The organism is Chlorobaculum sp. MV4-Y, assembly GCF_025244685.1.
Classification (GTDB): Bacteria; Bacteroidota; Chlorobiia; order Chlorobiales; family Chlorobiaceae; genus Chlorobaculum.
The window spans coordinates 787,727-801,900 of the sequence record NZ_CP104202.1 but is presented as its reverse complement, the minus strand read 5'-3'; the positions used below and the strand labels follow the sequence as shown (position 1 = coordinate 801,900).

Below are 14,174 nucleotides of genomic sequence, written 5' to 3'. Positions count from 1 at the left end.
TTAAGGTGTTGTAAACTGTTCAGTTATAAAAAGGATGACGCTGCCCGCCGCGAGAAAGATTGAAGCGGTAACGTACATCAGGCGCATGGCGCGAGTGATCGTGGCGGCGTCCATCGCGCCACTTCGGATGCCAAGCGTCGGCACGGTTTTGGTGACGCCGCCGTAGCTGCGCTCACCGCCAAGCGTGACGCCGAGCGCTCCGGCGAAGGCCGATTCGGGATAGCCCGCGTTCGGACTCTCGTGCTTCTTTGCGCACAATCTGACCGAGCGGATCGAGGCCGCCGGATCGAGCCGTAAAATAAAAGCCGCGCCCGCAACCGCCAAAACCGTCAGCCGCGCTGGAAGATAATTGAGCAGGTCGTCGAACCGCGCCGAGGCCCACCCAAACTCACGGTAGCGCTCGTTGCGGTAGCCGAACATCGAGTCGAGCGTGTTCGAGGCCTTGTAGAGCCACGCCCCTGCCGGGCCGAAAAGGATGCCGTAAAAAAGAGGTGCAGTCACGCCATCCGACGTATTTTCCGCCACACTCTCCACTGCGGCTCTCGCCACGCCTTCGTCGTCGAGCGATGAGGTATCGCGCCCGACCATCATCGCCACTTTCCGGCGAGCCAGCTCAAGATCGCCTGCGCGAAGCGCATCCCTCACCGCCGATGCGTGGTCGTAAAGATCGCGTGGCGCGATCGCGAAATAGAGCAGAAGCACCGACACTACGACGCCAGCAAACGGATGAAGGAGAAACGCCGCCACCACAAGCGCCAGCACTGTCACGACAGTTGCCATGATGACCGTGGCCGCCGTCAGCGCGCCCGCCATCCTCAGCGGCAGAAACGACATGCCGCGAAACAGCTCCTCCGTGCTTGACGCGAGTTTACCGACCAGGCGCACCGGGTGCGGAAACCACTGCGGATCGCCGAAAAGAAGATCGAGCAGAAAGGCCGAAGGCATCAGCAGAAAAGTCATCGTACAGCCTCCCGAACAGCGGTTTTCGCGTTTTGGGACGACTTGGAGAAGTCGTTCAGAGCTGAAATGAGACGCCGGTTTTCGTCGGACGCGCGAATGCAGAAACGGAAAAAGGTGGGCGAAACGCCCTCGAAATTCCGGCAGTCCCGCACGAGAATCCCGCGCTCGGCGAGAAAGCCGAGCAGCGCATCGAAGCTGACGCCATCGTTCACTGATGCAAAAAAGAAGTTGGCCAAACCACCGTAAAGCGTGATCGCGGAGTTCTGGGCGAGGCTGTCCGAAATCTGCTGGCGACCTTCAGCCACGATGGCGCAAACCTCCCGCTCGTAGTCGCGGCAGTACAGCAGTTGCCCGGCGACGTGCTCTGCAACGGCGTTGACCGTCCACGGTTCTTTGTACCCGTAGAGCTGGCGGATCGTCGTCGGGTGCGCTACGATGGCGCCGAGCCGCAGCCCGGCGATGGCATAAAATTTGGTGAGCGAATAGATCACCACGATGTTCCGAAACGCGCGAATTTCCGGCATGAGCGAGTTCATCGGAAACGCCTCCGTGAACTGAATGAACGCCTCGTCGATGATGAAAGTCTTGTCGGGAAAACGGCAGGCCAGCGCGAACAACTTCTCCTTCGGAATCAGCGTGCCGGTCGGGTTGTTCGGACTCCCGGCAATCATCGCGTCGCACCCCGCAAGCGCCGTGGACAGAGCGTCTATGCCGGGGAAGGCGAAGCCGTCGGCCTCGTTCAACGCAAGCGGGACGACCTCCGCTCCGACGAGTCGGCAGGCGCGTCCGTAGTCGAAGAACGAGGGCTGCGGAATCAGCACTCGCCGCAGGCCGAGCGCTCGCGGCGCGAGGTAGATGCCTTCAATAGCGCCGTTGGTCGCAAGTACGCAATCTGGATCGAGGCCGAAGCGGGCGGCATAAAAATCGCGGACACCGCGCCCGTCCATCGTGGGATAAGGGGCGAGCGGGATGGACGTGGAGAGTTCCCGGATGGGCGGCTCGACAGGCGCGAGGTTCACGCTGAAGTCGAGCACTCCGCCTTTCGCCAGCTTACCCGTGCGGTCGCCGTGGCGGTGCGCCAGCAAATGATCGCGGTTCATACCTTCTCCCTTTCGATTCCGGCGATGGCGAAAAGCGCGTCGAGATCGAGATTCTCCGCGAAGTGCGCGGCGAGCAGCTCGAACGGATCGGTGGCGCTGGACACGGCGGCGGGTTCGTAGCCGCTGTCGAGCTGACTCAGGAACCAGGCGCGGAGTTCGGGCCGGTCAAAAAAGCCGTGGAAGTAGGTGCCCATCACACGCCCATCCTCGCTCTTCGCACCGTCGAAATCGTCGGTCGCGACGCCGTTGCGCTCCGTCACCTCGACGAGCGGCGACGCGCCCGCTTCGAGCGTCGTACGCCCCATATGAATCTCGTAACCGCTTACAGAGCAAGAGGTTCCGGCAAGCTTGCCGATGCTGTTGCAGAGCGCCTTTTCGCGTTCCAGCACCGTCTCGACCGACAACATCGCCAGACCCGCGCTCGCGCCCGGAGCGCCCTCGACGCCGTGCGAATCAGTGATGGAGGCGCCGAGCATCTGGTAGCCGCCGCAAAGTCCGACGATCACGCCACCCTTCGTTCGGAACGCTTCGATCCGCTCTCGCCACCCCATCCGTTCGAGCCATTCGAGGTCGCCGCGCACATTCTTCGAGCCGGGCAGCACGAGCGCTTTATAGCTGTCGAGCGGCCTCGGATGGTGCAGGTAGTGCAGCTCGACGCACGGATCCTGCTCCAGCGGCGAAAGGTCGGTGAAGTTGGAAATGTGCGGGAAGTAGATCGCTGCGATGCCGATCTTTTCAGGGGACGGATCACGCTTCGGATCGACCACCGAGGAAAGCGGCACGGCGTCTTCGGCGTCGATGATGAAGCCCCGGAAGTAGGGAATCACGCCAAGCACCGGTACACCGGTCATCGATTCGAGCATTTTTGCGCCGTCCTCGAAAAGTGATTTATCACCCCGGAAGCGGTTGACAATGACGCCCTTGACGAGCGCCCGATCCTCTGAAGGAATCACCGCGAGCGTGCCCGCGACCTGCGCGAACACGCCACCGCGATCGATGTCGGCCACGAGAATCACCGCAGCTCCGGCGCGGCGAGCGCTCTTGAAGTTGACAAAATCGCGTTCGTAGAGGTTCATCTCGGCGCACGATCCGGCCCCTTCGAGCACGATCATCTCGTGCCGCGCCATGAGGCGGTCGAGGCTCTCGAAGGCCGCCTCCGCCCAGCGCCGCGTGTCGCCAAAGTACTCGCGGGCCGTCTTGTCGGTGCAAACGCGCCCCTGCAAAACGACCTGCGCGCCGGTGTCGGTGTTGGGTTTGAGCAGCACAGGGTTCATGTCGGCGTGAGGCGCGACACGCGCTGCCTGCGCCTGCACGATCTGCGCCCGCCCCATCTCGAAGCCGTCGGGCGTGACGCCGGAGTTGTTCGACATGTTCTGCGCCTTGAACGGCGCGACATCGATGCCCGCGTTGCGGAAGATGCGGCAGAGCGCGGTGGCGACGATGCTCTTGCCCGCGTCCGAAGCGGTGCCAAGTACGGCGATGTTGGTCATGGGCGTTGCGGTAATTGTCACCATTGCTCCTGATGGACGAGGTCGTCGAGCGCAAGGCGCGGCAGCCAGCCGGCCTGCTCCAGCTCCGGCGTTTCGTGGAAAAAGCTCACGTAGCCGATGCAGAGCCACGCCACCGGCACGATGTGTTCGGGAATGCCGAGCGCCTCGCGGACGCGGTCGTGATGGATAATGCTCACCCAGCCGACGCCGAGATTCTCCGCCCGCGCGGCGAGCCAGAGATTCTGCACGGCGCAGACCGAGCTGTAGAGATCCATTTCGGGATTGGCCGTGCGCCCGATCACCACCTCGCCGCTGCGCGTCCGGTCGCAGGTGACGCAAATCCCAACCGGCGCTTCGAGAATTCCTTCGAGCTTGAAGCCTCGATACTGCTCACGCTTCTCGCCCTCGAACATGTTGGCGGCTTCGGCATGGGCGATCTCGAAGCCCTCCTTGATCTGCTCGCGGACGACAAGGTCGCGGACGACGACGAAGTCCCACGGCTGCATGAAGCCCACGCTCGGCGCGTGGTGCGCCGCGTCGAGCACCCGGCGGAGCACCGCTTCCGGCACCGGATCGGGCAAAAACTGCCCCCGCACGTCGCGTCGGCTGTAGATAACTTTATAGAGCGCTTCGCGCTCGGAAGTAGTGATAGTCATTTCGATTTCAGTTTCTGGTTACGAACCCCGAATCGCCACTTCAGCTCTTCGAGTCCGTCAAGAATTTTTGGCGATGGCGACGTAAAGCGCGGCCCATCGAGGCGCACGATCTGGTAGTCGCCCTCGGGAATCCGCACAGGGCATTCGTAGCCGTCCTTCTGAAGCACGAAAACGATCTCCGGCTTTTTCTCCTCGACCAGCTCCCAGACGCTGCCGATCAGCTCCGTCGGCGCGACATGGCGGATCGTCGGATAGTCCTCGACCACCTTGAATCCCGCCGCCGTGAAGAGGTCGTACAGGTAGGTGTTGACGCCGAACGAGAACGGATTGCCCTGGCAGCTCGACAGGATCAGCACCCGCCGCCCGCCGCCGTTGACCTCTGCCGCCGCCTTGCGCCACTGCCGCTCGAACGCGGCAGCCTTCTCGTCGCCGCCTTCGATGCCAAGCACATCGCAGATGGCGCGAATGTTCCCGCCAATCTCGCTCATGCTCTTGAAGCCGTGCAGCACGACGCACTTCGCGCCCGGCGGCGTCACTCGCTTGCAAACATCGGGGCTTGTCCAGTCGGAGAGAAAGAGATAGCCGGGATGCAGCGCCGCGATGGCCGCCGGATCGGGATCGGTCACGCCGCCAGTCTTCGGCAGGTCAAGATCGTCATAGCGGCTCACCCCCGCAATGCGGTTTTCGAGACCGAGCGAGCGCAAGGTGTCGGTAATGTAGGGCGACTGGCTGACAATCCGCCCCTCCGCCCGCGCCGCTGCTCCCGCAAAAAGCAGGAGCAGCAGCGTCATGATGATTTTTTTCATGATCGGTGGTGGATGGGCGGTTTCAGATATCCGCCTTCAGACCGAAAACGAAGGTACGGCCAGGCATCGGATAGCCCTTGACATACTGGTAATCGCGGTCGAAGAGGTTGTTGACTTCGGCCCTGACCGTGATTCCCGGCCCTTTCACGCCCTTGCCGCCGAACGGAAATTTCTTCGAGACGGAAAGATCAACCACCGTAAATCCGCCTTTCGACACCACTTCGCCAGAGCCGGTCTCATAGTTCTGGACAAAGGTTTTGCCGGTGTAGGCAAGGTTGAACGCGCCGTTGAAGCCGCGTCCGTCATGCACTCTCAGTCCGGTACTGGCGTTCCACTGCGGCGTGTAAAGCAGATCGTCGCCGCTCTGGTTGTCACGATACTGCAAAAGGTAGGTGTACCCGGCATATGGTTCAAGCGTCCACGAGGAGCTGTCGAGAGCGAACACCTTCGAGAGTTCAGCTTCGATTCCGGAAACCGTGGCACTGCCAATGTTGCGATAGGTATAGGTCGATGGAGCTGTTTGTTTGGTCTGGATCATGTCCGTATAATCGGTGCTGAACCAGGTCAGCGAACCATTGAGTCCTTTCCAGTTAAGGTCCATACCGACTTCCCAGGTTTCGCTCGATTCCGGCTTGAGATCGGGATTGCCGATGTAGGTCTTCCCCCAGCTGGTGATATTGGCGGCAAGCTCACGCTCCGACGGCATCCTGAAACCTTCGGCATACGAGCCTCTGAGCTTGAGGAAATCGGTTGCCTGCCACGCCACTCCGGCCTGATGCGCGAAATTGTCCTTGCTCCTCGACGTGCCTTCGATCGCTTTCATGTTGACGCGATAGTCGTCGTAACGCACGCCGCCTGTCACGATCAGGCGATCATCGAAAAATCCGTACTTGCCGAGAACGAAACCGGCGGGATTTTCATAGGAAGCCCAGCTCGGCTTCAAGGTCGAATTGAGTTCGTACTTCAGCCAGTCAAATCCGGTCGTGAGCCTGAGCGCGCCCGGCTGCCAGGTAACCTGCGCCTGCGCTCCTTGCTGGTCGATTTTGTTGCTGCTTTGATACCCCCAGCTCGGATCAACATAGCGGTACTCGTCCTTTCCGGTGAAGTAGCGAGCCATCCATGAAAAGTTGCGGCTGGAGGTCGCGCCATCGTACCTGAAATCGACGGAGTGGTTGTTCTGAACCGTATAGGCACGGAGATTGGGCGAGCTGAAATAGCTCGGCGAACCAGCCTTGTCCACATCGAAGGAGTGAACGATCATGCCAATCCGGTGACCGTCGGCAATCTCGTAACCCACATTCAGACTCGCCAGCTTCTGATCTTCATAACCGGTATTCGGGTAGGTGACTCCTTTGGCCGTTTTGTAGCTTCCGGAATCGGATTTCGAGATGCTGCCGGAATAGTCGAAGCGCCCGGTTTTTCCCTGAATGGTCGCCTCGGTCATGGAGAAATCGTTGCTGCCGATTTTCTGCTCGATCGACGCCGATGGCGCACCCGAGCCTTTTGCCGTAATCACGTTGATCACGCCGCCGATCGCTGCGGAACCATACTGCACGGCCGCTGGTCCCTTGATGATCTCGATACGCTCAACGTTGGCCGTCATGATTTTGGCGAGGTTGCCGGTGCCGGCACGGCGGCCATCGAGCAGCACGAGCACCTTGCCCATGAGGTCGTTGCCGTGGGATTCCGTCCTGAAACCGCGGATGCCGACGGAGGTCAAAGTGCCGGGATATTTCTGGATGTGTCCGAGATTTTTCTCGGCGAGGAGTTCACTCAGATCGCTGGCCGACGACTCGTTAATCTCCTCTTTGGTGATGATCGTAACGTTCGAGGTCAGCTCTTTTTTCGGCTGAGGCACCCGGCTCGACGTGACGACGATTTCGTTACCGAGATAATCCGAACCGGTCTCTTCGGCGTGGAGCGTAGGGCTGGCGAGCATTGCTGCCATGAGGATGGCGAGCGTTCGTTTGTTCATGGTGTTGTCCTGTGTTGAATTAACTGAAACATCAACAGACAGGGGTTAAGGAAAAGGACTGGCCCGGTTCCCGTCGCCAAACAGCTCGATGGTTTATCAATGGGCGGAGAGCGGAAACGCTGGCTTCACGCCATTAACGTAAAAACGTAAAAAAGAGAGCACACTGAAAAATCGATGCTGTACAGTCGGAGTTACCGGAAGCGCTTTGCCTGACTATTAACCCGTAGTCTTGTTACCGAGCAAAGAGTAACTGGCAGGTCTCCTGACTATAACGGCTGAACCGGTGCGGCCTTCCCGCCCGCTCCGTGGAGGAGCCTGGCAGTGACGTGCGCCGAACTGCTGCTTCGCGGCATGAGGCCACGCCTGCCAGCGGCAGTTTTCCGTTGTACAGTTGCGGGTACAGTGTACGAATCTCACGTACTTCCCTATTCTCCGGCTTTGAAGCCGGCACCAGCTATTCATGTGAAAGAACATTCATCTTTGCGGGCGCAATTTACGATTTTCCGGCTCAATTACAATTCCCGTCATTGCATCTCGCCGAGAATCTCCGCCACCTTGCGCCGCCGGTACTCGAACACTTCATCGAGCCGCCGTCCGACGATCAGCGCCTCGACCACTTCGCCGAGCATGTCGAATGGCAGCGCGTACTCGACGATGTCGGTCATCTCCGTGCCGCCCTCGATTTCGCGGAACCGGTGCGTGTGATGCCACAGCTCGTATGGCCCCGAAAGCTGGCGATCCTCGAAAAAATCGGGCTTCGAGACCGCCATGATTTCAGTCGTCCACCGGACGGGAATCATCATGAAAGGATAGAGCGTGTAGCTCAGTTGCATCCCTTCGTAGATCGGTTTTCCGGTGCTTCCGCCATCGACGCGCAGGAACATCTCCGGCGGAGTGATCCGGGCAAGATTGTCCGGCTGCGAAAAAAAGTCCCACGCAACATCTATCGGCACAGGCAACCGCTGTACCCAGGTTTTGGTATGAAGGTTCATCGAATGCAACAGATTTCTTTGGCATACTTCGATCTGAACAACGACGAACGAACGGTAAAAGTATCCCCGTAGTGATTTGGCTGGTGATTTTGATCCTGTCAATCCCTGCAATGGTTCAACTGAAAAACTTTCTGGATGCCGATACCGTTAACATCATCGAGAATATTTGTGCTTTCCCATAACTGAACCCTAGAGGATTGTCACGATGAAAACCAAACCGCATGTTCTGATTCTTGGGGGCAACTTTGCCGGATTGCAGGTCGCCCGTCACATCCGCGACTATGTGAAACCGGAGGATGCCGCGATCACGGTGGTCGATAAACGGTCGTATCTGCTCTTCATCCCCAACATCCCGCTCGAAATCCTCGAAAACAAAAATCCCGACAGCAGCATGCACCTGCCGCTGGCTCCGGTGCTCGACAAAGACGAAACCCGCTTCATCCAGGCCGCCGTGCTCGACATCGACGTCGAAAGCAAAAAGGTGACCATCCAGCCCACCGAACGGCCCGGCTCGACCACCGATGTGCTCGGCTACGACTACCTGGTCATCGCCCTCGGCAACCGCCTCGCGTTCGACAAGATCGAGGGCTTCGCGGAATACGGCCACAGCGTAACCGATGGATTTTACGCCAACAAGCTCCGGCGTTACCTGCATGAGGGCGACTACAAGGGCGGCCCGATCGCGATCGGCTCGGCGCGATTCCATCAGGGAACCAAAGGCAAGCTCGACTTCATACCGATAGCCAAGGCCGCCTGCGAGGGGCCGCCGGTCGAGATGGCGCTGTCGCTCGCTTCGTGGCTGAAGCATCACGAAAAGGGCGGGCCGGAGAAGATCACGATCTTCACGCCAGCCGAGATGATCGCCGAAGACGCGGGCAAAAAGATCGTGGGGCAACTGCTTGACATCGCGGGCGGCATGGGCTTCGGCTACAAAAACAAGCTCGAAGACATCAATCGGATCGGCAAGGATGGCATCGAGTTCGCCAACGGCGACTCCATCGAGGCCGAGGTGAAGCTGATCTTCCCGGACTGGACGCCGCACGAATTTCTGAAAGGGTTACCGATCTCTGACGAAGAGGGGTTCGTCATCACCAACCGGCAGATGAAAAACCCGGACTATCCCGAGGTCTATGCCGCCGGTGACGCCGCCGCCTGCACGGTACCGAAGCTCGGCTCCATCGGCCACCACCAGTCCTACATCGTCGCCCGGCAACTGGCCCGCGACCTCGGCGCGCTCACGGACGAAGAGGCCAACGACGAACTCTACAACCCGGAGGTGATCTGCTACAGCGACATGGGCGACGGCAAAGCCTTCTACATCCACTCGAACGTCTGGTTCGGCGGCGACACTGAAATTCTGAAGATGGGCCGCCTCTACTACGACCTCAAGCTCGGCTTCAAAACCTCCTACTTCGCGATGGGCGGCAAGGTTCCGCACTGGCAGTGGAAGATGGGCACCTGGATGGGCGACAAGATTTAGTGACCGCTCCCGCATCCGGCGACGGTTCAAGGCGCTTCCGCAGACGCGATGGTTTGCGGAGGCGCGTTTTTTTTTGCGGATTGACGAGCGCCCGCGATCAGCAAAAAAGTGGACAGCCGCGCTACAAAACGCTGTCCAGAATCATCACGATCATCAGCGCCGGAAGATAGGCCAGGGTGGCTTTGAACAGGCTGCGGGTGTCGCTGTCGGAGCGCGAAAAAAAGAGTTTGACGCTGAAAACGAGCGGCATGATGCCGAGCAGCAGCGAGCCGACGCCGTACCGGATGCCGGACAATCCAAAAACATACGGCAGCACGGAAACGGGCACGAGCAGCAGCGTAAAGATCAGGATGTGCCTGAATGCCCTGCGCCCCTCGCTATCGATCACGGAGAGTATTTTGAACCCACCGGTAGCGTAGTCTTCGCGATACATCCAGCCAATCGCGTAAAAATGGGGATGCTGCCACAGGAAAAGGATCAGGAACAGTATCCACGCTTTTGGGGCGATCGCTCCCGAAGCCGCGCCCCATCCGGTCAGCGGCGGCAATGCGCCGGAAATCGCGCCGATACTGGTGCTCAGCCAGCTCACCCGCTTCATCGGCGTGTAGATGACGATATAGATGAACGCGGTCAAGAGAATCAGAAAAGCGGCCAGCAAATTCACCTTCACAGAGGCGACGATTACGCCAGCGAGAACGAGAAGGATGCCGAAATTCAGCGCCTGAACCGGCTCGATCAGCCCTGCCGGTATCGGCCTCTTGCAGGTGTGACGCATTCTGGCGTCGAAGTCGCGCTCCAGGTACTGATTCAAAACGGCGGAGCCTGAACAGCCGAGGACGGATGCGGCGACGAGATACCGCAGGCGCGAGTCCAGAACGCTCGCGCCTCCGGCGAACAGGTAGCCCGCAACGGTTGTCAGAATGACCAGAACCGTAATGCGCGGCTTTGTCAATTGGAGATAGGCTTTGATTCGTTTGGCCATGAAAACTCTTAAACAATTGCCCCGGACTTCAGTCCGGGGTTTACGGGTAAAACAAAATAAATCAGGGCTTTAGCCAAATATCTTACAGTGGCGGCGATTGCGATTTTTTGTCGCCGGAGCAATAACTGACGAATCATCGTGCTCCTCTTTTTCTTGTCATTCTGCGCTGCTGACCCGACCACGGAGAGCGCTTGCCGCCATCCTTTCCGGATGCTTGCCGCTCACGGCCATTGTCATTCTGAGTCCGACAAAGTCGGGCGAAGAATCCATAAAAGTCAGGTAAAGCATTTCATATCATTCAGTTATCGTATCGATCTGAAAAAACTGGATTCTTCACTTCGTTCAGAATGACAACTAAATACCTGAACTGTCCTGAATTACTTATGAGATAGGCTCTATACTAAATGTTGCTGTGCCCAATCTGGTTCCTGGCACCGTCACCGGTATCACCGGAAGGCCGTGACACTATTAGCGTGCTCCGGGGGTTTTTCACTTTAAAATGTGAAGCACTCTGTCCAGCGAACACTTTGTTTTTGTTGCGCAGTCTGGATTCAAGCCGTTCAATGCGTTTCTGCCTGATTTTACCGGGGGTTGAGCTTTTGTAAACAGGTGCGCCATTCTCTTCCGGGCACCTCAAAAGCTCCGTCGGCCATTGCCTGAAGGCATCGGATGCAGGTCGTATCGATCGCAAAAATCCGGGTCTGACGCCTCTTCGGCAGCTTGCCGTTTGAGAATGACGAGCGGCTCGCATTCACTCTTGCGGCCAGATTTTCCCGTTCGCGCTGAACCAAAACAATTCTCGGAACGTGGCGAAAAGTTTAACGAACAAACAGAGTTATTCAACCGGGATCAGGGTTTTCGGCCTGTTTTTCGCGGCGCTGTTCCTGACCGGTTGCAGCAACGTGGAGCTCTTTCAGCCAAAAGGGCCGGTCGCTCGCGATGAGGCGCTCCTGATCTCCACGGCGTTCGCGCTGATGCTGATTGTCGTGATTCCGGTTTTCGTGCTGGCGATCTGGATCGCCATCCGCTACCGGGCCTCCGGCAACAACGCGGACTACCGGCCAGAGTGGGCGAAATCGATGAAGCTCGAATTCCTTATCTGGTCAGTCCCCATTGCCATTGTTCTGGCCCTCGCCTGGCTGAGCTGGACGAGCACCTACCGGCTCGATCCCTATAAACCGATTCCCTCAGAGGCGCAACCGCTGCGGGTTGAGGTCGTTTCGCTGGACTGGAAATGGCTCTTCATCTACCCCGATTACCACGTCGCCACGGTCAACGAGATCGTGCTGCCGGCGAACACGCCTCTGAATTTCCGCCTCACCTCCGCCACGGTCATGACCTCGTTCTTCATTCCTCAACTCGGAAGCCAGATGTACGCGATGGCCGGAATGCAAACGCAATTGCATCTTCTGGCGGATGAAACCGGAGTTTTCGACGGACATAACCAGGAGTTCAGCGGCACGGGGTACGCGACCATGCACTTCAAAGCGGTAGTGACAACTCCGGAACAGTTCAATGCCTGGATACAAAACGCCCGGAAAAGCCCGAAAGCGTTGAGCATGGCGGAGTACGAGGCGCTGAACGAACCCGGCGGCGATCATCCCGTGACGATCTACTCGTCGGTCGAGTCCGGCCTGTTCGACCGCATTGTCGGGCAGTTCACCGGGTGGAAGAATGCAGACGCACCGATGAAACCAGCAATGCAACAGAAAGCAACGGAGCGAGACTGATATGTTTGGCAGACTGTCGATACACGATATACCGATCGACAAACCGATCATCATGTCGGCGGTCATCGGTTCTCTGGCGCTGGCTACGATCATTATCGTTCTGATCACGTATTTCAAAAAGTGGCCCTATCTGTGGAACGAATGGTTGACCAGCCTCGATCATAAAAAAATCGGCATCATGTACATCGTTTTCGCGATGGTGATGATGCTGCGCGGCGTTTCCGACGCCACGCTGATGCGCTCGCAACAGGCGCTGGCGGCTGGCGCGAACCTCGGCTTTCTGACACCGCATCATTTCGACCAGATTTTCGGTTCGCACGGCACCATCATGATTCTTTTCGTGGCGATGCCGTTTCTGACCGGGCTGATGAACATCGTCGTGCCGCAACAGATCGGGGCGCGCGACGTCGCCTTTCCGCTCATGAACTCCATCAGTCTCTGGCTGACCGCGGCGGGCGGAATGCTGGTCATGATTTCACTCGGCGTTGGCGAATTCACCAATGCCGGCTGGTCGGGCCTCGCGCCTCTTTTCGAGAAGCCGTTCAACCCCGGCCCGGGCGTCGATTACTGGATGTGGGCGGTTCAGGTGGCAGGCGTCGGCTCCACGCTGACCGGCATCAACTTCCTCGTGACGATCATAAAAATGCGCGCGCCGGGCCTCACCTTCATGCGCCTGCCGCTCTTCGTCTGGACTTCGCTGGCCACCGTCGTGCTGGTCATTCTCGCCTTTCCGGTGCTCACGACCGCGCTCTTCTTCCTGGCACTCGACCGTAACCTCGGGATGCACTTCTACACCAACAATCTGGGCGGCAACATGATGCTGTGGAACAACCTGTTCTGGATGTGGGGCCATCCGGAGGTGTACATCGTCATTCTGCCTGCCTTCGGCGTCTATTCCGAAGTGGTGGCGACCTTTTCCAGAAAGCGGCTTTTCGGCTACACTTCGCTCGTTTACGCCACGGCGGTCATCATGTTTCTGTCGTTCACGGTCTGGCTGCACCACTTTTTCACGATGGGCAACACCCCCGGCGTGAACGTCGCCTTCAGCATCGCGACCATGCTGATCGCCATTCCGACCGGCGTCAAGATTTACGACTGGCTCTTTACGATGTATCGCGGGCGGATCACCTTTTCCGTGCCGATGCACTGGACGATGGGCTTTCTGATGGTGTTCGTCGTTGGCGGCATGACCGGCGTGCTGATGTCGATCCCCCCGGCTGATTTCGTGGTGCACAACAGCCTGTTCCTGATCGCGCACTTCCATAACGTGCTGATTCCCGGTGCGCTGTTCGGCTATTTTGCCGGTTATCAGTACTGGTTCCCCAAAGCCTTCGGGTTCCAGCTGGATGAAAAGTGGGGCAAGCGCGCCTTCTGGGGCTGGTGCATCGGTTTTCTGCTGGCCTTCATGCCGTTGTACATGCTCGGTTTCATGGGAATGCCCCGGCGCATGGCGCACTACGATAATCTTGCCTGGCATCCGTTGCTGATCGTTGCCGCCGTGGGGGCATTCACGATCCTGTTCGGCGTTCTCTCGCTCGTGATCCAGCTTGTCGTCAGCATCAGAAACCGGAAGAGCAATGCCGACCTGACCGGCGACCCGTGGGACGGCCGCACGCTTGAGTGGGCAACCGCCTCACCGCCCGCGGAGTACAATTTCGCCGTCATCCCCACGGTTCACGGCCTCGATGAGTTCTGGGACAAAAAAGAGCGCGGCGTCGCGTATGAGCGGCCCGAAAAATACGAGGACATCCACCTGCCCAAAAATGTTCCGCACGGCGTGTTCATCGGCGCTTTCGCGCTCGCGTTCGGATTCGCGATGGTCTGGTACATTTGGTGGCTGGCGGCAGCGAGCATGGTCGGCATCATCGGCACCGTCATCGCGGTTGCCTCTTCAGACGACACGGAGTATGTGATTCCGGCAGCAGAGGTCGAGCGCATCGAAGAGGAGCGCTTCCGGGCCATCGCCGCAGCGCGGGATTCAACGGAGACGTAAACAAAGGGAG

General features: G+C 58.7%; 11 protein-coding genes and 1 riboswitch. Of the genes, 3 read left to right on the top strand and 8 right to left on the bottom strand.

Translation table 11 applies throughout. The annotated features are described in order from the left end of the window. The 7 genes from cbiB to NY406_RS03815 form a co-directional block, all read right to left on the bottom strand. Window positions 1-960: an adenosylcobinamide-phosphate synthase CbiB gene (cbiB, locus tag NY406_RS03845; protein WP_260633420.1), complete on the bottom strand. Its 960-nt coding sequence runs from the start codon at window positions 958-960 to the stop codon at window positions 1-3. Continuing rightward, on the bottom strand, window positions 957-2,060 hold the full coding sequence (gene cobD / locus NY406_RS03840; protein WP_260633419.1) for a threonine-phosphate decarboxylase CobD: 1,104 nt from the start codon (window positions 2,058-2,060) through the stop codon (window positions 957-959). The genes cbiB and cobD overlap by 4 nt, the downstream gene beginning before the upstream one ends. Beyond that, the gene (locus NY406_RS03835; protein ID WP_260633418.1) at window positions 2,057-3,574 is read right to left on the bottom strand and encodes a cobyric acid synthase; all 1,518 of its coding nucleotides are present in this window, start codon (window positions 3,572-3,574) and stop codon (window positions 2,057-2,059) included. Before NY406_RS03835 ends, cobD begins: the two co-directional genes overlap by 4 nt. Beyond that, on the bottom strand, window positions 3,568-4,206 hold the full coding sequence (bluB, locus tag NY406_RS03830) for a 5,6-dimethylbenzimidazole synthase (protein ID WP_260633417.1): 639 nt from the start codon (window positions 4,204-4,206) through the stop codon (window positions 3,568-3,570). The genes NY406_RS03835 and bluB overlap by 7 nt, the downstream gene beginning before the upstream one ends. After that, the gene (locus NY406_RS03825) at window positions 4,203-5,012 is read right to left on the bottom strand and encodes an ABC transporter substrate-binding protein (RefSeq protein WP_260633416.1); all 810 of its coding nucleotides are present in this window, start codon (window positions 5,010-5,012) and stop codon (window positions 4,203-4,205) included. Before NY406_RS03825 ends, bluB begins: the two co-directional genes overlap by 4 nt. Before the next feature lie 22 nt (window positions 5,013-5,034). Further along, window positions 5,035-6,987, bottom strand: a complete 1,953-nt coding sequence (locus tag NY406_RS03820) for a TonB-dependent receptor plug domain-containing protein (RefSeq protein ID WP_260633415.1) — start codon at window positions 6,985-6,987, stop codon at window positions 5,035-5,037. Window positions 6,988-7,221: 234 nt separating this feature from the next. After that, window positions 7,222-7,457: riboswitch (cobalamin riboswitch) on the bottom strand. A gap of 54 nt (window positions 7,458-7,511) precedes the next feature. Further along, on the bottom strand, window positions 7,512-7,979 hold the full coding sequence (locus NY406_RS03815) for an SRPBCC family protein (protein ID WP_260633414.1): 468 nt from the start codon (window positions 7,977-7,979) through the stop codon (window positions 7,512-7,514). A 205-nt stretch (window positions 7,980-8,184) separates the two neighbouring features. Here NY406_RS03815 and NY406_RS03810 point away from each other — a divergent pair, with 205 nt between their 5' ends. Next, on the top strand, window positions 8,185-9,459 hold the full coding sequence (locus NY406_RS03810; RefSeq protein ID WP_260633413.1) for an NAD(P)/FAD-dependent oxidoreductase: 1,275 nt from the start codon (window positions 8,185-8,187) through the stop codon (window positions 9,457-9,459). A gap of 121 nt (window positions 9,460-9,580) precedes the next feature. Here the strand turns inward: NY406_RS03810 and cyoE are convergent, their stop codons facing one another. Continuing rightward, window positions 9,581-10,441 carry a heme o synthase gene (cyoE, locus tag NY406_RS03805; RefSeq protein WP_260633412.1) on the bottom strand — a complete coding sequence of 287 codons (861 nt, stop codon included), beginning with the start codon at window positions 10,439-10,441 and terminating at the stop codon, window positions 9,581-9,583. 806 nt (window positions 10,442-11,247) lie between these two features. Here cyoE and cyoA point away from each other — a divergent pair. Further along, on the top strand, window positions 11,248-12,171 hold the full coding sequence (gene cyoA / locus NY406_RS03800) for a ubiquinol oxidase subunit II (RefSeq protein ID WP_260633411.1): 924 nt from the start codon (window positions 11,248-11,250) through the stop codon (window positions 12,169-12,171). A gap of 1 nt (window position 12,172) precedes the next feature. Next, on the top strand, window positions 12,173-14,164 hold the full coding sequence (cyoB, locus tag NY406_RS03795; protein WP_260633410.1) for a cytochrome o ubiquinol oxidase subunit I: 1,992 nt from the start codon (window positions 12,173-12,175) through the stop codon (window positions 14,162-14,164). The last annotated feature ends 10 nt before the right edge of the window (window positions 14,165-14,174 follow it).

Bases quoted from the DNA above. Each gene is read 5' to 3' on its own strand.
- cbiB (WP_260633420.1), bottom strand. From the start codon at position 960: ATGACTTTTCTGCTGATGCCTTCGGCCTTTCTGCTCGATCTTCTTTTC.
- cobD (WP_260633419.1), bottom strand. From the start codon at position 2,060: ATGAACCGCGATCATTTGCTGGCGCACCGCCACGGCGACCGCACGGGT.
- NY406_RS03835 (WP_260633418.1), bottom strand. From the start codon at position 3,574: ATGGTGACAATTACCGCAACGCCCATGACCAACATCGCCGTACTTGGC.
- bluB (WP_260633417.1), bottom strand. From the start codon at position 4,206: ATGACTATCACTACTTCCGAGCGCGAAGCGCTCTATAAAGTTATCTAC.
- NY406_RS03825 (WP_260633416.1), bottom strand. From the start codon at position 5,012: ATGAAAAAAATCATCATGACGCTGCTGCTCCTGCTTTTTGCGGGAGCA.
- NY406_RS03820 (WP_260633415.1), bottom strand. From the start codon at position 6,987: ATGAACAAACGAACGCTCGCCATCCTCATGGCAGCAATGCTCGCCAGC.
- NY406_RS03815 (WP_260633414.1), bottom strand. From the start codon at position 7,979: ATGAACCTTCATACCAAAACCTGGGTACAGCGGTTGCCTGTGCCGATA.
- NY406_RS03810 (WP_260633413.1), top strand. From the start codon at position 8,185: ATGAAAACCAAACCGCATGTTCTGATTCTTGGGGGCAACTTTGCCGGA.
- cyoE (WP_260633412.1), bottom strand. From the start codon at position 10,441: ATGGCCAAACGAATCAAAGCCTATCTCCAATTGACAAAGCCGCGCATT.
- cyoB (WP_260633410.1), top strand. From the start codon at position 12,173: ATGTTTGGCAGACTGTCGATACACGATATACCGATCGACAAACCGATC.